The following is an 18,137-nucleotide window of genomic DNA, read 5'->3' on the forward strand; positions in this document are numbered from 1 at the left end:
AGCCCGAAATGCCCAATCCGAGACAAGTGCCCAAATGCTGCTGCTCATCGACAACTATGACTCGTTCACCTACAACCTCGTCCATTATTTAGGCGAGCTTGGAGCTGAAATGGTCATTCGCCGAAACGACGCACTGAACGTGCAGGAAGCGATGGCCATGAACCCGGCCGGTATCCTTCTTAGCCCCGGACCGTGTGATCCCGATCAGGCCGGAATTTGCCTTGCCCTGACCGAAGCGGCGGCTGAAATCGGAACACCTCTGTTGGGGGTTTGCCTTGGGCATCAAACAATCGGGCAGGCTTTTGGGGGAAACGTTGTTCGCTGTCATGAAATCGTACATGGCAAGATGGGCACAATGCACCATACGGGCAAAGGCCTGTTTGCGGGTCTGCCCTCGCCTTTTGAAGCAACGCGGTATCATTCCCTGATCGTAGAGCGGGAAACACTACCCGATTGCCTTGAGGTCACCGCCGAATTGGAAGATGGCACCATCATGGGTCTGCAACACAAAGAACTGCCGATCCACGGGGTTCAGTTCCACCCCGAATCCATCGCTTCCGAGCACGGTCATGCCATGCTCAAGAATTTCCTGACTGAAATGAAAGTCCCTGCATGAGCGACGCCCTTAAACCGCTGATCGGTGCCGCAGCCGACCGGCCCTTGTCCCGTGCCGAAGCAGAACAAGCCTTTGGCATCCTATTTGACGGTGCAGCCACCCCCAGCCAGATCGGTGGGCTGCTAATGGCCATGCGTACACGGGGTGAAACCGTTGAGGAATACGCGGCAGCCGCCGCTGTGATGCGCGCAAAATGCAATGCCGTTAAAGCCCCGGCGGGCGCCATGGATATCGTTGGAACCGGGGGTGACGGCAAAGGGACGCTGAACATATCGACCGCGACTGCGTTTGTCGTCGCAGGTGCCGGTGTCACGGTCGCCAAGCACGGCAACCGCAATCTCAGTTCAAAGTCTGGCGCGGCCGATGCGCTTGGACAACTGGGCATCAACGTTATGGTCGGTCCACAAACCGTTGAAAAGGCTTTGGAAGAGGCCGGTATTGGTTTCATGATGGCCCCGATGCATCATCCCGCAATCGCGCATGTCATGCCCACCCGCCAAGAGCTGGGAACACGGACGATATTCAACATTCTGGGGCCGCTGACCAATCCTGCAGGGGTCAAACGGCAACTGACCGGTGCTTTCAGCCGCGAATTGATCCGCCCCATGGCCGAAACCCTGGGTTTGTTGGGATCAGAGCACGCCTGGTTGGTCCATGGCTCTGACGGAACCGATGAACTGACCATTACTGGCGTGAGCTGGGTTGCCTCAGTCGAAGACGGCGTAATCAAAGAAGTTGAGCTTCATCCCGAAGATGCCGGACTGCCGGTTCATCCTTTCGAAGATATTATCGGCGGCACCCCCGAAGAAAACGCCGTCGCTTTTCGTGCCCTTCTGGACGGTGCGCCGTCAGCCTATCGTGACGCGGTATTGCTGAACGCCGCCGCTGCGCTGGTTGTGGCGGATGCGGCTGGCGACTTGAAAGAAGGCGTTGCCAAAGCTGCCGAAAGCATCGACAGCGGGCGCGCCAAAGAAAAAATAGCGGTACTGGCCCGCATCACTCAGGAGGCCGCATGACCGAGACGGTACTGGACAAGATCAAGGCTTACAAGCTTGAGGAAGTTGCTTCAGATAAGACACACAAGTCACTGGAAACATTAGAGAGTGAGGCCAGGTCCGCCCCGGAAGTTCGCGGTTTTGCAAAAGCACTCCAAACCGCGGCGCGTCAGGGCTATGGGCTGATTGCAGAAGTCAAGAAAGCCAGCCCGTCCAAGGGCTTGATCCGTGCTGATTTTAACCCGCCTCTACTTGCGCAAGCCTATGAGGAAGGCGGTGCAGCTTGCCTTTCCGTTCTAACAGACACACCCAGCTTTCAGGGTGCCAAAGAATACCTGACCCAAGCGCGTGAGGCTTGTGGGTTACCCGCGCTACGCAAAGACTTCATGTATGATCCATATCAGGTCGTCGAAACCCGTGCTTTGGGCGCAGACTGTATCCTGATCATAATGGCCTCGGTCGAGGACGAACAAGCCGCCGAGCTTGAGCAGACAGCTTTTGATTGGGACATGGACGTTTTGATCGAAGTTCACGATGAAGCCGAGTTGGAACGCGCGACCAAATTGAAAAGCCCGCTGATTGGAATAAACAACCGCAATCTCAAGACGTTCGAAACCACTCTTGATACGACAAGACGCCTGTCCAAGCTGGTACCGGCAGATCGGACGATCGTGTGTGAGAGTGGCCTCAGCAACCCGGAAGACCTAGCGGATATCGCCCGCTATGGCGCGCGCAGTTTCCTGATTGGTGAAAGCCTGATGCGACAAGACGACGTTGCGCTTGCCACGCGCACCCTGTTGGCGAACCCACTGATACCCGGAGTGATGTGATGCCTTTGACGCATTTTGATGCCCAGGGTCAGGCCCATATGGTTGACGTCTCGGACAAGGCTGTAACCGACCGCGTTGCCGTTGCCGCAGGACACATCAAGATGGCGCAGGAAACCTTTGATTTAATATCCGAAGGTCGCGCAAAAAAAGGGGATGTGCTTGGTATCGCTCGATTGGCGGGGATTATGGGGGCGAAGAAAACGCCAGACCTAATTCCTTTGTGCCATCCCTTGCCTGTGACGAAGGTGGCCGTTGAACTGACGTTGGATCCCGATCTACCTGGAGTTCAAATGGAGGCCACCGTCAAAACATCCGGACAAACCGGAGTGGAGATGGAGGCGCTTACGGCAGTATCAACCGCTGCGCTGACGGTTTACGACATGACCAAAGCCGTGGACAAAGCGATGGAAATTGGCGGCATTCGTGTTATCCTGAAAGATGGCGGCAAATCAGGACGTTATGAGGCGTCATGATTACGGTTGAAGACGCGCGAGCAATGCTTTTCGATCTGGTCGAACAACAGCCCATCGAAACGGTTCCGCTGGCTCAGGCCGATGGACGTGTGTTGGCGCAGGATATCGCCGCAACGCGGGATCAGCCGCCCTTTGCGGCCTCATCCATGGATGGATATGCGGTCAAATCGTCCGAAGTGGAACCGCACGCGATGTTCAAGATCGTGGGGGAATCCGCTGCCGGACGCCGGTACGAGGGCCAAGTCGGTGCCGGACAAGCCGTGCGCATCTTTACCGGCGCACCGGTTCCAGAAGGTGCTGATTTCGTTGTAATTCAAGAAGATACGGAACGCCGTGAAGATCTTCTTACGATCACCGACAATCCCGGCGCCAAGGATAACATCCGCCCGTCTGGCGCGGACTTCAAAGCTGGCACCAAGATCACGTCGCCTCGGCTTTTGCGACCCGAAGACCTTGCGCTGATGGCCGCCATGAATGTCGCAGTGGTCCCGGTTGCGCGCAAACCGTCGGTTGCGCTGATTTCGACCGGAGACGAGCTGGTTATGCCGGGTGAGGTTCCTGGACCGGATCAGATCATCGCGTCAAATACCTTTGGCCTCAAGGCGTTGCTCGAAAAAGCTGGGGCGGACGTTAGAATCCTTCCCATTGCGCGCGATACGATTTCTTCGCTGGAGGCCGCTTTTGGCCTCGCACAGGGAGCTGACCTAGTTGTCACCATTGGTGGGGCATCGGTTGGGGATTATGATTTGGTTTCAGAGGCCTCTACCGGATTGGGTATGGAGAGGTCTTTTTACAAAATCCGAATGCGACCCGGGAAACCTCTGATGGCTGGCCGGTTGGGGGACAAACCAATGGTTGGACTTCCGGGGAATCCTGTCAGTGCAATGGTTTGCGGGTATTTGTTCCTAGCTCCCATGGTCTTCCGCATGTTGGGGATTGAACAGGCTGTACCCTCCTTCCGCAACGCTGCGCTGACAGCTCCATTAACAGAGAACGGCCCGCGCGAGCATTACATGCGGGCGGTTCTGGACGAAACCGGCATCCGGGCTTGTGATGATCAGGACAGTTCGCTGCTTAGTGTCTTGGCCCATGCAAACGCATTATTGGTCCGCGACCCCAATGATCCGGCACGCGCTGCCGGAGAGATAGTCAGGTACCTGCCAATCTGAACGGCGCGCAAATCCATTGACACAAAACGTGAACATGCGTAGAACAAAATAAAACGCATGACCGACGAGGTGTGAGCAATGCTGACCAAGAAGCAGTTGGATTTGTTGGAATTCATCCACAAACGCGTGCAAGCGGATGGTGTTCCCCCCAGTTTTGACGAGATGAAGGCCGCATTGGACCTCAGATCCAAGTCAGGCATCCATCGACTGATTACCGCGCTTGAAGAACGCGGGTTTATTCGTCGATTGGCGCATCGCGCTCGTGCGATCGAAATCGTCAAGCTACCGGAAAGTCTTGGCGGTGAGCCAACGGTTGCTTTCAAACCCCGCGTGATTGACGGCGACAAACCTCAAGGTCCGAGACCGGCGAATTTTGAACCGGTGACGGTCGACGCCATGGAACTGCCCGTAATGGGCCGTATCGCCGCCGGTGTGCCGATCGAAGCGATCAGCCATGTGTCGCATCGCGTTGCTGTCCCCGGCAGCATGGTGTCCGGCAAAGGCGAACATTATGCGCTGGAGGTGCGTGGCGATTCGATGATCGACGCGGGCATCAATGATGGCGACGTCGTTGTGATCAAAGAAACCTCTGTCGCGGATAACGGTGATATCGTTGTGGCCCTTGTTGAAGATCAGGAGGCGACTTTGAAGCGGTTCTTCCGCCGTGGTCACGCCATCGCACTGGAGGCCGCCAACCCCGCCTATGAAACCCGCGTCCTGCCCGAAGAAAAAGTCAAGGTCCAAGGCCGGCTGGTTGGTTTGATCCGCAGCTACTGATCGAACTTGTGGTCCTTGTCCTCAATCGGGGACCACAGTCTATTGCCAATTTCATCCCTGCTGGTTCTGAACGTGTTGCCATGGAGCGCAAGGCTCCCGGTTTTCGAAAGGCGCTGAGGGTCAAATATCTGGCAGTTGCCCGGCAGTTCCATAGAAACAGCGGATATGATGATCTGATGCTCGGCACATTCGTCAAATGCGCGCGCGGCGCGTTTGCCGGTGATATGGATCAGCTCTTTGCCACGCCACAAATGGCGTTGAACCAAGTCTGAACCCTGAGGCCAGCGATCTGCCGATTGAATCTGATCCACGCCATCCCCGTCGTTCTCTAACCAGACCGTAGCGACAAAACCGCTGCCTTTCCTTTTGCTCACCGCCCTGCCCTTGTCCGTCATGACGCCAACAAGACCTCCGGATTCCGCGACCAGGACTTCGGGGCGATCACCCTGCCCCCAAAGAAGGAACGCGGCCAGGACCACCACCCCACCGATCCACCGCGCGGACCCAAGCCATAGCGCTAGCCACAATGCGCCCAATGCGAACATCGGCAACACATGGAAGGGCGGGCTGACCACGTGACTTTGCGCGCCATCCAATCCGGATACCCAATCCGATACTGTCAGAATCCATTCAAGCCCAAGGCCCATTACACCCAAAGCCACCCCCTCAAGACCAAAGGGTGCGAGCAAGGCGGCGACCACCGCCGACGGAACCACTACGGTTCCCATCACGGGAACAGACAGCATGTTGGCCAACAATCCATAGTGCGACAAACTGTTGAAATGCGCAGCGCCAATAGGAGCCGTCGCCAACCCGGCGATGGCAGACGACAAAAGTAAGCCAATTACAGGCTTGAACCATTTCGGGCCTGGCAAAGGGCCATAGTCACGCAATTCACCAAACACCGCGACCAAGGCCGTTGTTGCTGCGAATGACATCTGAAAACCCGGACTCAGCAGAGTTTCCGGCCGTAAACACAGGACAATAAGGGCCGCAACCGCAACTGCGCGCAGAGAAATCGCGCGGCGGTCGATCAGAACGGCGACCAGCATGACACTTGCCATGATAAAGGCGCGTTCGGTGGCGACATTCCCGCCGGACAACATCAGATAGATGACAGCCGCAAGCAATGCGCAAACCGCCGCCAATTTACGGACCGGCCACCTAAGGGAAATCACGGGCAACGCCGACAGCGCGATCCGGCCGGCAACAAATACAAACCCGGTCAAAAGCCCCATGTGCAGGCCAGAAATCGCAAGAAGATGGGCAAGGTTGGACGCGCGCAGGGTTGTCAGCGTTTCTTGCCCCATGCCGCTGCGGTCGCCAGTGGTCTCAGCGGCCGCGAACCCTCCGACCTCACCCGGTAGTTTCGTTCGAACATGGTTGGATATCACCATGCGCCATGCGGTAATACGCAGTCCAGTTTCGTTAGCAGCGGAAGCCGTCAGAACAGGAACACGGGTATACCCAACAGCCCCGAGCCCCTGAAACCACGCGTGACGGCGAAAATCGAAGCCGCCCGGTTCAACCGGGCCTTGCGGAGGAGATAGGTGACCTGTGGTCATGATCCTTTGCCCCGGCGACACTGATACATCCGTGCCGTGCAGAGACAGGCGAACCCGCTGGGGGCGCAAGTCCTCCGGCACATCATTCAGCCGCACTTGATCAAGTGTCAACCTGAGCGCGTCAGAGGCGGAACGATCAATTGCGACCACGCGCCCTTCGATCGGACCATAGTACCGCCATCCAAGAACCGGTTCCGCTACAGAGTGCGCCCGCGCACCTGCCAGAACAAATCCAGCCGCGACAAGCATACCGCCAATCGCCAAGGACACCCAGACCGAACGCCAGTGTCTGACAGCCCACGCACCCACAGCGATGACGCCCAATAGGGCTCCATAAAAGTGCCATCCCGGTTCAAGCCTGAGCGAGAAATACAGCGCAATGCCAATGGCAAGACACACTGGAGACCACTGGAACAAATGGCCCGTCTGGTTCAGCAATGCCGCCTCGACCCGTGCCAGAACACGCATGGTTGCCCCCGTCCCTCCGGCTCGTTAGACAGGCGCTAAACTATGCCCGACACGGTTACCAAAAGGTTAATCCACACAATGTCCGATCAGGTCGTCACTCGTTTCGCTCCTTCACCCACCGGCTTTTTGCACATCGGCGGCGCGCGTACTGCGCTGTTCAACTGGCTTTATGCTCGTGGACGTGGTGGTAAGTTCCTGCTGCGGATCGAAGACACCGACCGCGAACGCTCGACCCCCGAGGCGACAGCGGCAATCTTGCAAGGCATGGCATGGCTGGGGCTGGATCATGATGGCGACGTGATCAGCCAATTCGAAGGTGCCGACCGCCACGCCGAGGTTGCCCGTCAATTGCTGGCCGAGGGTAAGGCTTACAAATGTTTTTCGACCCAGGATGAGATTGCAGCGTTCCGTGAACAGGCCCGCGCCGAGGGCACGTCCACCTTGTTCCGCAGCCCATGGCGCGACGCAGATCCTGCGACCCACCCGGACGCGCCCTTTGTGATCCGCATCAAGGCCCCGCAAGACGGTGCAACCGTGATCCGCGATCAGGTGCAGGGGGAAGTAACCATCCGCAACGATCAGTTGGACGACATGATCCTGCTGCGCTCGGACGGGACGCCGGTCTATATGTTGGCCGTGGTGGTAGACGATCACGACATGGGCGTCACCCATGTGATCCGGGGCGACGACCACCTGAACAACGCCGCGCGCCAGATGATGATTTACGAGGCGATGGGATGGGACTTACCGGTCTGGGCCCACATCCCCCTGATCCACGGACCTGACGGCAAGAAGCTGTCCAAACGCCACGGCGCATTGGGTGCGCAGGAATATCAAGCCATGGGTTACCCCGCTGCCGGGATGCGCAATTACCTCGCGCGGCTGGGTTGGAGCCATGGGGACGATGAGTTCTTTACCGACGAACAGGCCAAAGAATGGTTTGATCTTGACGGAATCGGCAAAAGCCCGGCCCGTTTCGATCTGAAAAAACTCGAGAACCTGTGCGGCCAACACATAGCCGTTGCAGATGATGCTGCATTGCGGCAAGAGATCGAAGCCTATCTTGCCGCGGCTGGATTGCCTGCTCTCAGCGACACACAATCCAGTGATCTACAACGTGCGATGTATTGCCTCAAGGATCGGGCCCGCACCTTTCCTGAACTCCTTGAAAAAGCGCAGTTTGTATTGGCATCCCGCCCCATTCAACCAGATGAGAAAGCCCAAAAAGCCCTTAACTCTGTATCCGATGGTATACTGAATGAATTGACGCCGCAGTTGCAAAATGTTAGCTGGTCGCGAAACGAACTGGAGGATGCCCTGAATTCCTTTGCGGAAGCGAATGGGCTGAAGTTCGGCAAGCTGGCTGGACCCTTGCGGGCGGCATTGGCGGGTCGGGCTGTGACACCTTCGGTCTTTGACATGATGCTTGTGTTGGGGCGAGAAGAAACCCTTGCACGGCTTTCTGATGCAGCAAGTTAAGCCAAAGCTTCACATTTGGGTAACGCTGCTCCGCTAACACCCGGACTGCGCGTCTGCGCGCATCCGTTGCCCGTAAGTTCGGACAGCGATCCGACTTGCGCATGAATGAGGAAGGGACACTATGACCGACAGCAATAAATCAGCCACTCTGACAGTCCATGGTGAAACGTACGAGTTGCCGGTTCATTCGCCGACCGCCGGTCCTGACGTAATCGACATCCGCAAACTGTATGGGCAGGCGGGTGTGTTCACGTATGACCCCGGTTTCACCTCAACCGCGAGCTGCGACAGTACCATCACCTATATTGACGGTGAAAAGGGTGAACTGCTGCACCGCGGCTATCCGATCGACCAGTTGGCTGGCAAGTCTCACTTCCTCGAGGTGTGCTACCTGCTGCTTTACGGAGAACTGCCGACAGCACCCGTTCTTGAAAAGTTCGAGACGACGATCACCCGCCACACTATGCTGCACGAGCAGATGCAGTACTTCTACCGTGGCTTCCGCCGTGACGCGCACCCGATGGCAATCATGGTTGGCGTAGTTGGTGCGATGTCCGCCTTCTATCACGACTCGACCGATATCTCGGACCCGCATCAGCGCGAAGTCGCCTCGCACCGCCTGATCGCCAAGATGCCGACGATTGCGGCGTGGGCGTTCAAGTATCACACCGGTCAGCCCTTCGTGTATCCGCGCAACGATCTGGACTATGCGTCGAACTTCCTGCGCATGTGTTTCAGCGTTCCGGCGGAAGAATATGAGGTCAACCCGATCCTCAGCCGTGCTATGGATCGTATTTTCACCCTGCACGCGGACCACGAACAGAACGCCTCGACCTCGACCGTGCGCTTGGCCTCGTCCTCGGGTGCGAACCCGTTCGCCTGTATCGCGGCCGGCATCGCATGTTTGTGGGGTCCGGCCCATGGTGGTGCGAACCAGGCCTGTCTGGAAATGCTGGAAGAGATCGGCAGCGTTGATCGAATCCCCGAATTTATCACCCGCGCGAAGGACAAGAACGACCCGTTCCGTCTGATGGGCTTTGGCCACCGGGTTTACAAGAACTTCGACCCCCGTGCGAAAGTGATGAAGCAGTCGGCGGACGAAGTGCTGGACCTCTTGGGCATCGAGGACAACCCGAAGCTGCAGGTCGCCAAAGCGCTGGAAAAACAGGCTCTGGAAGATCCGTATTTCGCCGAGAAGAAACTGTTCCCGAACGTCGACTTCTACTCGGGCATCATCCTCGAGGCGATGGGCTTCCCGACGTCGATGTTCACCCCGATCTTTGCCTTGTCGCGCACCGTTGGCTGGGTCAGCCAGTGGAAAGAGATGATCGCGGATCCGCAGAACAAGATCGGCCGTCCGCGTCAGTTGTATTTGGGTGAAACCAACCGCGACTATGTGGATATCGAAAACCGCTGATTTGCCAGACTAAAACAAACCGCCCCGGATCAGAACTCCGGGGCGGTTTTGATTCAGAACAGGCAAAGTTGATCTCCGGCCTGCGCTGGTTTGGAAAACAAATCACATCGCAGGGACGGAGTTCGCATCGCAAGACCCAACCGTTTGACGGCCAAGGCGAATCTTTTTGCGATCACCCCTGCGTATTCCCCCTCTCCGCGCATCCGGTGCCCCCAACGCGGATGATAATCCCGCCCCCCGTGCATCTCGCGGAGTTTTGACATGATCTTTTCGGCGCGGGCCGGTTCGTGTTGCTTCAACCAGTCCTGCCACAAGCCCGATACTTCGCGCGGCAACCGCAGCATGATCCAGCTTGCGGCGTCTGCACCTGCATCTCGCCCGGCTTCCAGCAGGGCCTCCAACTCGTGATCTGTTAGCCCCGGGATCAAGGGCGACGTCATGACGCGCACCGGCACCCCTGCCCCAGTCAACCTTCGAATAACGGCTAGACGACGCTGGGGTGATGGCGCGCGTGGCTCCATCCTTCGAGACAGGTCAGCGTCCAAGGTGGTCAATGAAATCCCGACCCTCACCAACCCGTCCTGCGCCATTTCTGACAGTATGTCCAAGTCCCGCTCGATCAGAGTGCCCTTGGTCACAATTCCGATGGGATGCCGAAACTCCTGCAGAACTGTCAAACAAGATCTGGTGATTGATAGGTCACGCTCAATAGGTTGATATGGATCGGTGTTTGTTCCCAACGCAATTGGCGCGACCTTATAACCACGCGCCGACAGCTCTTTTCTGAGGACCGCCGCCGCGTTGGGTCGCGCAACCAAACGGGTTTCAAAATCCAATCCCGGGGAAAGGCCAAGATAGGCGTGGCTTGGACGCGCAAAGCAATAGACACACCCATGTTCACATCCCCGATAGGGATTAATGGAACGGTCAAATGGCAAGTCGGGCGATCGGTTATAGATTATCACGCTGCGCGCAACCTCTTGGCGAACCTCGGTCCGAAGAACAGGTAGATCGTCCTCCGCATCCCACCCATCGTCAAAAGATTCGGTCTCATACCTCTCAAACCGGCCTGCGGAATTTGACAGGGTCCCCCGGGCCTTGATGTTGTGCGAAACCATGATGTTTCCCTTTTGTTCTCACCTATGCATACGCCCGTTCTGCGTCTGCGGCAAGCATTTCGGAAGTTTCGTTGGGAATTGAGCATCCGGACAAAGACCCGCGTACCGCCACCTTTTCTGAACGAAATGCAGGATGTTCATGCAGAAAATGACGTCGAGTTGATCAATAATTTGCCGTATAGGTCGGTCCCGGAACCGCCAAGGTCGCAATCGTCACAGTCGAACTGCGGCGAAATGGCCAAAACGGAAAAAATGCCACCACGGGCGCAATGCCCGAACAGCTCAGGGAAACGCCCCATGTCCGATGAAGAAGACATCGTCCTGTCCGAACTAAATGACGACGAACTGGTCGAACAGATGTTCGACGATCTTTATGACGGCCTGAAAGAAGAAATCGAAGAAGGTGTGAACATCCTGCTGGAGCGCGGATGGACCCCCTATGACATCCTGACCAAAGCGCTGGTCGGTGGCATGACCATCGTTGGCCATGACTTCCGCGACGGCATCCTGTTCGTGCCGGAGGTTCTGCTGGCCGCAAATGCAATGAAGGGTGGCATGGCCATCCTGAAACCGCTGTTGGCTGAAACCGGTGCACCGCGCGTTGGTAAGATGGTTATCGGCACCGTGAAAGGCGACATCCATGACATCGGCAAGAACCTTGTTTCGATGATGATGGAAGGCGCTGGCTTCGATGTTGTGGATATCGGCATCAACAACCCGGTCGAAAACTACCTCGAAGCGCTGGAATCCGAGAAACCCGACATTCTGGGCATGTCCGCCCTGCTGACCACGACCATGCCCTACATGAAGGTTGTGATCGACACTATGGTCGAACAAGGCCTGCGCGAAGAGTATATTGTTCTGGTCGGTGGCGCACCGCTGAACGAAGAGTTCGGCAAAGCGATTGGGGCCGATGGCTACTGCCGCGATGCGGCTGTGGCCGTGGAAATGGCCAAGGACTTCGTTTCTCGCAAACACAATCAACTCGCCGGTTGACAATAGTGACACAGATTTGAACGAGACCGCCCAACCCGGGCGGTCTTTTTGTTGGACGCCTTGAAAAGAACTTCATTATTTTAGAGTTTGGTTTCGTGATGCCGAGTTTGCGATTTAAGCTCGATAAGTGACCAGTTTTTACGAGGTAGTTTATGCCTACGACGTTCAATGTGCTTTTCCTCGGAACGCTTCCGATCATCGACCCAACCGAGGGCAACAACACTGCTGAAAACGCGGGTGCGCTTGTCGGCCAGACCTTTGGTAGCCAAGGCGACCCCCTGTTCGAGGAAGCCGCTGTCTGGAGCCCGGTGGGAAATCCCGGCGGCACCTATGAAAACAACGCAAATGTCGACACCGACTCTTTCTCGATTGATGGCAACACGGCCCAATTCGATGCGGCGGTCGCGTATAACGCTACAATTACCTATGTCGACGGAACTACGGCGAACATAACTGCCGTAGTGGCGCAGGATGATGCTGGAAATACCTATCTGGTGCCGGAGTTTTCGGCCAACACGGATCAGGCCGCGCTAGAGGATCAGGGCATCCGCTCCGTAACCTTCAACAGTATTAACACCGATACAGCCAGCGGTCTGAACTCTAACCGCCAAGAGTGGGACATTGCCACGTGCTTTACCACCGGCACCCTGATTGAAACAGAATACGGAGCTGTCGCGGTTGAAGACCTTCGGATCGGCGACAGGATTAAAACACTGGATCACGGATTGCAGACGTTGCGCTGGGTCGGTCGCCGAACCGTTCGCGCCACCGGTGCATTCGCGCCCGTTCTTTTCAAGGCCGGAGCACTTGGAAACAGCAGGGATTTGCTGGTGTCCCAACAGCACAGAATGCTGATCGACACCTGGCAGGTTGAATTGAACACCGGATTTTCCGAGGCGCTGGCGCCCGCAACTCAATTGGTGAACGGCAACGACATCGTGATGCAAGCGGGCGGCCTTATCACCTATTATCACCTGATGTTTGATCGACATGAACTGGTCTGGGCCGAGGGGTGTTTGACCGAGAGCTTTCATCCGGGCATCCAAGCCTGGAATAGTTTGACCGACGCGACACGGACCGAGATTCTGAACCTGTTCCCGACACTGGCAGATCAAGGAATTACCGCATACGGTCCCCCTGCCCGTCCCTCGCTGCAGCACTTCGAGACGCAAGCGTCGGTCGCCTAGCGCGGGATGTCGTAAGCAGGCTTGTCTTCACCCCGATTTCGGCCTTTGATGTCGCAATCGCAGCCGGAACAAAGCCATGCAGCACAACAGCCCGCCAGATGACGAAAGCCTGACGTCGCAAGGCTATAGTGAGACCGGGCGCTCGGGCAGTATTCTTCTGCTGGCCTGTGGCGCGCTGGCGCGTGAAATTCTTGACCTGAAAAATCGTAACGGCTGGGATCACATATCGCTGACCTGCCTGCCCGCGATATTGCATGTTCATCCAGAACGGATCACGCAAGCTGTTGAAGAGGCCGTCGCCAAGCATCGCGACGAATATGACCAGATCTTTGTTGTCTATGCTGATTGCGGCACCGGGGGGCTGCTCCAAAAAGCCTGTGCCGAATTGGGGGTTGAGATGGTTCAGGGCCCGCACTGCTATTCGTTTTTTGAAGGCAATCAGGCCTTCGACGCGCGTGGCGAAGACGAGACCACGGCGTTCTATCTGACGGACTTTCTGGCCCGCCAATTCGATGCCTTTGTCTGGAAACCGCTGGGCTTGGATCGTCACCCCGAACTCAGGGACATGTATTTCGGGAATTACACGAAACTGATCTATCAGGCACAGACGGACGATCCGGATCTGACAGATCGCGCCCGCGACTGCGCCGACCGGATGGGGCTGGCGTTCGAGCGTCGCTTTACCGGGTATGGAGACCTTGAAACCACGCTTGCCGATTGGGCCACTCGCAGGCCCAATAACTAACGGGGTCAGGCGTTTTCCTGAGCCACTTCCCGAATGCGCTGGATCATCGCCCGCAGGCCATTTGAACGCTGGGCGGACAGGTGATCATTTAGGCCCAGCCGCGCCAATTCTCCGCCTGCATCGACCTTTGGCACCTCTGCAACCGGCAAGCCGTTATAAAGCGACCGCAGCACAGCGATCAGGCCCCGCACGATCAACGCATCGCTGTCGCCATCAAAGCGAAACACACCACCTTCAATAATGGGTTGCAACCATACTTGGCTGGCACAGCCATTCACCTTTGTGGCAGGCACCTTGAGCGCATCGTCCAACGGCTCCATCGCTTTGCCCTGTTCTATGACGTGGCGGTACCGGTCTTCCCAGTCCTCCAGAAACTCGAAATCCTCAACGATTTCTTCAAAGGCTGGCGTTGCCATCTTGCGGCGATCCTTTTGTTGCGACCATACAGGAGAACTATGCCGCGCACCCGCATCTGTCCAGCCCTGCCATGGGTTTTCAAAGCTTGCAAATTACGATAACCCATTGCGGAATTTAATGCTCTGAGCTGGGTCTATGCAAAAATCACTGTCACTCCTTATGATCGCCGCACTGACCCTGTCTGCCTGCAACAGTTGGAGCGACTCGCGGGCGAACCCATCCAACTGGTTCGGGTCCAGGACGTCGACCCCACCACCCACCGAGGCGGCCTATGACCCCAACGTCCTGGTACCGCCAGAACGCGAAGGGTCCGGCCTGTTTTCAAGACCTGATCCCGTGGACAACAGCGTGCCGATCGCCAAGGTTGATGAGCTGCGGATTAACCCCACGCCCTCGGGTGCCATCATTTATGTAAGGGGTACCGCTGCGCGCCAAGGCGCTTATGGGGCCCAACTTGTTCGGGTTGAAAACGCAGAGAACCAAAAGAACGGGGTTCTGGAGTTCACGTTCCGGGTCAGCTACCCCAGCTACGCCACCAATCAGGGGACAGAACGGTCACGAGCGGTGTCCGATGCGGTTAATGTTAGCCTGGATGACCTGCAAAACACCCGTCTGGTTCGGGTCGTCGGTCAGCAGAACGCACTGGAATCCCGGCGCCGGTAGCTGTCGCTAAAGCGTGACGACCTTCACCGTTTGCCCCTTGGCAGCCAAAGCGATCTTACCTTCACACAGTTTGAGGGCGTCCTCGCCGAACACCTCGAAACGCCAGCCTGACATGGCCGGCACGTCGCGCTCACCGGCGGCAATCTGATCCAACTCGGAACTGGTTGCGATCAGCTTTGCCGCAACGCCCGCGCTTTCGGTTTTTGACTTCAGCAACACGCGCAAAAGGTCCGCCAGCGCAGGATTGACCTTAAGCTTGTCTCGGCTGGTGTCCACGCGCGGCATTTGTTCGGGCGGGCAACTGACCCCTTGTTTGACAGCGTTCAAAATACCTTCGGCAATAGCCCCCTTGCGGGCTTCGCGCAGCAACAAACGAGAGCCACCCAGGTCTGACGGCGATTTCGGCTTGGTAGATGCAAGTTCGATCAGTGCATCATCCTTGAACACACGGCTGCGCGGTACATTATTTTCCTGCGCATAAGCCTCGCGGAACCGGGCCAATTCGCGCACGACGGCCAGAAACTTGGCGGAATTTGTCCGCGTCTTTACCCGCTTCCAAGCGTCTTCTGGGCGAATATCGTATGTGTCAGGCAAGGTCAGTGTCCGCAACTCTTCGGCGACCCAATGGCTACGCTGGGATTTCTCCAACTCAGCGGCCAAATGTTCGTAGATTTGCCGCAGGTGCGTTACATCTGCTAGAGCATAGGTTTTTTGCGCTTCGGACAGGGGCCGCCGGGACCAATCTGTAAAGCGTGAGGTCTTGTCCAAACCTTGTTTGCAAATCTTGCGCACCAGCGTTTCATAACCAACCTGTTCACCAAAACCGCAAACCATCGCCGCCACTTGCGTGTCAAACAACGGCTTGGGGAACACGCCAGCCTCGACCCAGAAAATCTCAAGATCCTGCCGGGCCGCATGGAAGACTTTGACAACACTTTCGTTAGCAAAAAGCTCGTACAACGGGTCCAGCGACAGTCCGTCCGACAAAGGATCAACAAGAACAGCACTGCCCTCGTCCGAGGAAGGAACCGCAAGTTGCAGCAGGCAGAGTTTGGAATAGTAGGTGCGTTCCCGCAGAAACTCGGTGTCCACGGTGACATAGTCATGATCCGCAGCCGCCGTGCAGAACTCGGCCAACTCTTGCGTCGTTGTCAGGGTTTTCATTCGTGGTGCTATTCTTGCTTTTGTTCTTTGTGACTGCCCGTCAGTTTTTTGACATACCGAGCCGTAGTGCAGACCATAGGCCGAATAACACGTAAGTGTAAATCACCCTGAAATGTTCAAGGCAGCAACACCGGAGTGCGATCCGCGCCTGCATAACGTCTAAGCACCGCCGGGTAGAGTTTGTGCTCTAATACCAGGACACGTGCAGCCAACGCTTCGGGCGTCTCATCTGGTTCAATGTTCAAACGAGCCTGACCCAGGATTGGACCGTCATCCAATGCGGCCGTGACCTCATGAACCGAGCAGCCATGTTCAACATCGTCTGCTTCGATTGCCCGGGCGTGGGTATTCAAACCCTTGTATTTTGGCAACAGTGACGGGTGTATATTCAGCATCCGACCCTGAAATTGCGACACAAAATCCGCCGTCAAAACCCGCATGAAACCAGCAAGGCATACGATGTCAGGCTGGGCTTGCTCCAAGGGCTTCAGCAACTCGGCCTCAAAAGCGGCGCGGTCCCCCTTGAACGGTCGGTGATCAACCGCAGCCGTAGCGATGCCGCGGTCGGCGGCTTTCACTAAGCCGCCCGCCTGCGGATCGTTGGCCAGCACCAGACACGGTCGCGCAGGGTGATCACCAGTCATGCTGTCGACCAGCGACACCATGTTGGAACCGCCACCCGAAATTAAGATCGCGACGCGCTTGTAGCTCACAGCAGGTGGCCCGAATAAGATACGCCGGGCACGTCTGTGACGCTGCCGATCCGGGCAACGGTCTCACCTGCCTCGGCCAACAAAGTGGTCAGTTCGTCTGCTTGCGCGGCGTCGCAAACGACGATCATGCCGATACCGCAGTTGAAGGTCTTTAGCATTTCAGCCTCGGCGATGCCGCCAACGTCAGCCATCCAGCGGAAAACGGGCGGCAAGTCCCACGCATTCAGATCAATCTGCACACCCAACTCATCAGGCAGTACGCGCGGCAGGTTTTCAGTCAGGCCGCCACCAGTGATGTGCGCCAGCGCGTGAACGCCCCCTGCCCGGATCGCTTGCAACGCCTGTTTGACATACAGACGCGTCGGCGTCAGCAGCGCCTCGCCCAGCGAACCTTCGCTGAACGGCGAGGCGGCATCCCAACCCAGCCCCGAGAGTTCAACCAGTTTGCGCACCAGCGAATAGCCGTTGGAATGCACCCCGTTCGAGGCCAACCCTAGCAGCACATCACCCTGTTGCACGTCTGCGGGCAGATGCGCGCCACGCTCCATCGCGCCGACCGAGAAACCGGCCAGGTCGAAATCGCCTTCGGGGTACATGCCAGGCATTTCAGCGGTCTCACCCCCGATCAGGGCGCAACCAGACTGTACACAGCCCTCAGCGATGCCTTCGATGATCCGCGCGGCGGTATCTGTGTCCAGCTTGCCGGTGGCGAAATAGTCGAGGAAGAACAGCGGCTCGGCGCCCTGACAGATCAGGTCGTTGACGCACATGGCCACCAGGTCAATGCCCACCCCGTCAACTACGCCGGTATCAATGGCGATGCGCAGCTTGGTACCTACGCCATCGGTCGCGCCCACCAGAATCGGGTCGCTATAACCTGCGTCCTTGAGGTCGAACAGCGCGCCAAATCCGCCCAGACCGCTCATCACGCCCGAGCGGTTCGTCCGCTTGGCCGCAGGCTTGATCCGGTCGACCAGAGCGTTCCCCGCATCAATGTCAACGCCTGCATCAGCATAGGTGATTCCGTTCTTGCCCGCTGTCATGGCCAACCCCTTATGAATGGTTCACGCGCGGGTTAGTCGATTGTTGGACATGTTGCAACGGTCAGGCTTGACGCGGCTGTTCACCGTGGTACGCAAGGCGCTTAGGCGGGCCTGTAGCTCAATTGGTTAGAGCAGAGCGCTCATAACGCTTTGGTTGGGGGTTCGAGTCCCTCCGGGCCTACCAAAAACCGCTTCAACGCAAGCCCACATACTGACAGGCTGTGTAGAATTCGTCACAGGGTTCAAACCACCCGAAATAAATCACGCCTGCAATTACGACACCAATAAAAATAAGCAACTTA

At 57.0% G+C, this 18,137-nt stretch carries 18 protein-coding genes and 1 tRNA gene; 13 read left to right on the forward strand and 6 right to left on the reverse strand.

What is annotated here, in order from left to right; all coding sequences use genetic code 11:
• Positions 1 to 34: 34 nt before the first annotated feature.
• The 6 genes from GOX75_RS05510 (at position 35) to lexA (ending at position 4,860) form a co-directional block, all read left to right on the forward strand.
• Complete coding sequence (locus GOX75_RS05510; protein ID WP_171121547.1) at positions 35 to 616, forward strand: aminodeoxychorismate/anthranilate synthase component II; 582 nt, start codon at positions 35 to 37, stop codon at positions 614 to 616.
• Positions 613 to 1,632 carry an anthranilate phosphoribosyltransferase gene (trpD, locus tag GOX75_RS05515; RefSeq protein ID WP_171121548.1) on the forward strand — a complete coding sequence of 340 codons (1,020 nt, stop codon included), beginning with the start codon at positions 613 to 615 and terminating at the stop codon, positions 1,630 to 1,632. The genes GOX75_RS05510 and trpD overlap by 4 nt, the downstream gene beginning before the upstream one ends.
• Entirely contained in the window at positions 1,629 to 2,441 is an 813-nt protein-coding gene (gene trpC, locus GOX75_RS05520) for an indole-3-glycerol phosphate synthase TrpC (protein WP_171121549.1), read from the forward strand. Before trpD ends, trpC begins: the two co-directional genes overlap by 4 nt.
• The gene (gene moaC, locus GOX75_RS05525; RefSeq protein WP_171121550.1) at positions 2,441 to 2,914 is read left to right on the forward strand and encodes a cyclic pyranopterin monophosphate synthase MoaC; all 474 of its coding nucleotides are present in this window, start codon (positions 2,441 to 2,443) and stop codon (positions 2,912 to 2,914) included. The genes trpC and moaC overlap by 1 nt, the downstream gene beginning before the upstream one ends.
• The gene (glp, locus tag GOX75_RS05530) at positions 2,911 to 4,083 is read left to right on the forward strand and encodes a gephyrin-like molybdotransferase Glp (protein ID WP_171121551.1); all 1,173 of its coding nucleotides are present in this window, start codon (positions 2,911 to 2,913) and stop codon (positions 4,081 to 4,083) included. The genes moaC and glp overlap by 4 nt, the downstream gene beginning before the upstream one ends.
• A gap of 78 nt (positions 4,084 to 4,161) precedes the next feature.
• A complete protein-coding gene (gene lexA, locus GOX75_RS05535) occupies positions 4,162 to 4,860 on the forward strand; it encodes a transcriptional repressor LexA (RefSeq protein WP_171121552.1) in 699 nt (232 codons plus the stop codon).
• Here lexA and GOX75_RS05540 read toward each other — a convergent pair.
• Positions 4,854 to 6,893, reverse strand: coding sequence for a ComEC/Rec2 family competence protein (locus GOX75_RS05540; RefSeq protein WP_171121553.1), 2,040 nt, complete (start codon positions 6,891 to 6,893; stop codon positions 4,854 to 4,856). The two genes, lexA and GOX75_RS05540, sit on opposite strands and share 7 nt — an antisense overlap.
• A 78-nt stretch (positions 6,894 to 6,971) precedes the next feature.
• Between GOX75_RS05540 and gltX the strand changes: the two genes are divergently transcribed.
• Complete coding sequence (gltX, locus tag GOX75_RS05545) at positions 6,972 to 8,372, forward strand: glutamate--tRNA ligase (RefSeq protein WP_171121716.1); 1,401 nt, start codon at positions 6,972 to 6,974, stop codon at positions 8,370 to 8,372.
• Between the two features lie 121 nt (positions 8,373 to 8,493).
• Positions 8,494 to 9,789, forward strand: coding sequence for a citrate synthase (gltA, locus tag GOX75_RS05550; protein ID WP_171121554.1), 1,296 nt, complete (start codon positions 8,494 to 8,496; stop codon positions 9,787 to 9,789).
• 53 nt (positions 9,790 to 9,842) lie between these two features.
• Here gltA and GOX75_RS05555 read toward each other — a convergent pair whose 3' ends face one another.
• The gene (locus GOX75_RS05555; protein ID WP_171121555.1) at positions 9,843 to 10,907 is read right to left on the reverse strand and encodes a PA0069 family radical SAM protein; all 1,065 of its coding nucleotides are present in this window, start codon (positions 10,905 to 10,907) and stop codon (positions 9,843 to 9,845) included.
• A 297-nt stretch (positions 10,908 to 11,204) separates the two neighbouring features.
• On the opposite strand from GOX75_RS05555, the gene GOX75_RS05560 reads away from it, so the two are divergent.
• The 3 genes from GOX75_RS05560 to GOX75_RS05570 all read left to right on the forward strand — a co-directional run bounded on the left by GOX75_RS05560 (position 11,205) and on the right by GOX75_RS05570 (position 13,835).
• Positions 11,205 to 11,903 carry a B12-binding domain-containing protein gene (locus tag GOX75_RS05560; RefSeq protein WP_171121556.1) on the forward strand — a complete coding sequence of 233 codons (699 nt, stop codon included), beginning with the start codon at positions 11,205 to 11,207 and terminating at the stop codon, positions 11,901 to 11,903.
• 152 nt (positions 11,904 to 12,055) lie between these two features.
• Complete coding sequence (locus tag GOX75_RS05565; RefSeq protein ID WP_171121557.1) at positions 12,056 to 13,090, forward strand: Hint domain-containing protein; 1,035 nt, start codon at positions 12,056 to 12,058, stop codon at positions 13,088 to 13,090.
• A 76-nt stretch (positions 13,091 to 13,166) separates the two neighbouring features.
• Entirely contained in the window at positions 13,167 to 13,835 is a 669-nt protein-coding gene (locus GOX75_RS05570; protein WP_171121558.1) for a DUF1638 domain-containing protein, read from the forward strand.
• Positions 13,836 to 13,840: 5 nt separating this feature from the next.
• Here the strand turns inward: GOX75_RS05570 and GOX75_RS05575 are convergent, their stop codons facing one another.
• Entirely contained in the window at positions 13,841 to 14,251 is a 411-nt protein-coding gene (locus tag GOX75_RS05575; RefSeq protein WP_171121559.1) for a SufE family protein, read from the reverse strand.
• 136 nt (positions 14,252 to 14,387) lie between these two features.
• Between GOX75_RS05575 and GOX75_RS05580 the strand changes: the two genes are divergently transcribed.
• Positions 14,388 to 14,915 carry a hypothetical protein gene (locus tag GOX75_RS05580; RefSeq protein WP_171121560.1) on the forward strand — a complete coding sequence of 176 codons (528 nt, stop codon included), beginning with the start codon at positions 14,388 to 14,390 and terminating at the stop codon, positions 14,913 to 14,915.
• A gap of 6 nt (positions 14,916 to 14,921) precedes the next feature.
• Here the strand turns inward: GOX75_RS05580 and rnd are convergent, their stop codons facing one another.
• The 3 genes from rnd to purM form a co-directional block, all read right to left on the reverse strand.
• A complete protein-coding gene (gene rnd / locus GOX75_RS05585; RefSeq protein WP_171121561.1) occupies positions 14,922 to 16,079 on the reverse strand; it encodes a ribonuclease D in 1,158 nt (385 codons plus the stop codon).
• A 116-nt stretch (positions 16,080 to 16,195) separates the two neighbouring features.
• Positions 16,196 to 16,792, reverse strand: coding sequence for a phosphoribosylglycinamide formyltransferase (purN, locus tag GOX75_RS05590; protein ID WP_171121562.1), 597 nt, complete (start codon positions 16,790 to 16,792; stop codon positions 16,196 to 16,198).
• A complete protein-coding gene (purM, locus tag GOX75_RS05595) occupies positions 16,789 to 17,835 on the reverse strand; it encodes a phosphoribosylformylglycinamidine cyclo-ligase (protein WP_171121563.1) in 1,047 nt (348 codons plus the stop codon). The genes purN and purM overlap by 4 nt, the downstream gene beginning before the upstream one ends.
• 107 nt (positions 17,836 to 17,942) lie before the next feature.
• Between purM and GOX75_RS05600 the strand changes: the two genes are divergently transcribed.
• Positions 17,943 to 18,019: transfer RNA gene (locus GOX75_RS05600), tRNA-Ile, on the forward strand.
• Positions 18,020 to 18,137: the final 118 nt, after the last annotated feature.

Origin of the sequence: Ruegeria sp. HKCCD7251, assembly GCF_013031165.1 — a bacterium.
In the GTDB taxonomy this organism is placed as follows: Bacteria; Pseudomonadota; Alphaproteobacteria; order Rhodobacterales; family Rhodobacteraceae; genus Ruegeria.

Excerpts from the sequence above, each read along its gene's own strand:
- GOX75_RS05510 (WP_171121547.1), top strand. The coding sequence starts at position 35 with ATGCTGCTGCTCATCGACAACTATGACTCGTTCACCTACAACCTCGTC.
- trpD (WP_171121548.1), top strand. The coding sequence starts at position 613 with ATGAGCGACGCCCTTAAACCGCTGATCGGTGCCGCAGCCGACCGGCCC.
- trpC (WP_171121549.1), top strand. The coding sequence starts at position 1,629 with ATGACCGAGACGGTACTGGACAAGATCAAGGCTTACAAGCTTGAGGAA.
- moaC (WP_171121550.1), top strand. The coding sequence starts at position 2,441 with ATGCCTTTGACGCATTTTGATGCCCAGGGTCAGGCCCATATGGTTGAC.
- glp (WP_171121551.1), top strand. The coding sequence starts at position 2,911 with ATGATTACGGTTGAAGACGCGCGAGCAATGCTTTTCGATCTGGTCGAA.
- lexA (WP_171121552.1), top strand. The coding sequence starts at position 4,162 with ATGCTGACCAAGAAGCAGTTGGATTTGTTGGAATTCATCCACAAACGC.
- GOX75_RS05540 (WP_171121553.1), bottom strand. The coding sequence starts at position 6,893 with ATGCGTGTTCTGGCACGGGTCGAGGCGGCATTGCTGAACCAGACGGGC.
- gltX (WP_171121716.1), top strand. The coding sequence starts at position 6,972 with ATGTCCGATCAGGTCGTCACTCGTTTCGCTCCTTCACCCACCGGCTTT.
- gltA (WP_171121554.1), top strand. The coding sequence starts at position 8,494 with ATGACCGACAGCAATAAATCAGCCACTCTGACAGTCCATGGTGAAACG.
- GOX75_RS05555 (WP_171121555.1), bottom strand. The coding sequence starts at position 10,907 with ATGGTTTCGCACAACATCAAGGCCCGGGGGACCCTGTCAAATTCCGCA.
- GOX75_RS05560 (WP_171121556.1), top strand. The coding sequence starts at position 11,205 with ATGTCCGATGAAGAAGACATCGTCCTGTCCGAACTAAATGACGACGAA.
- GOX75_RS05565 (WP_171121557.1), top strand. The coding sequence starts at position 12,056 with ATGCCTACGACGTTCAATGTGCTTTTCCTCGGAACGCTTCCGATCATC.
- GOX75_RS05570 (WP_171121558.1), top strand. The coding sequence starts at position 13,167 with ATGCAGCACAACAGCCCGCCAGATGACGAAAGCCTGACGTCGCAAGGC.
- GOX75_RS05575 (WP_171121559.1), bottom strand. The coding sequence starts at position 14,251 with ATGGCAACGCCAGCCTTTGAAGAAATCGTTGAGGATTTCGAGTTTCTG.
- GOX75_RS05580 (WP_171121560.1), top strand. The coding sequence starts at position 14,388 with ATGCAAAAATCACTGTCACTCCTTATGATCGCCGCACTGACCCTGTCT.
- rnd (WP_171121561.1), bottom strand. The coding sequence starts at position 16,079 with ATGAAAACCCTGACAACGACGCAAGAGTTGGCCGAGTTCTGCACGGCG.
- purM (WP_171121563.1), bottom strand. The coding sequence starts at position 17,835 with ATGACAGCGGGCAAGAACGGAATCACCTATGCTGATGCAGGCGTTGAC.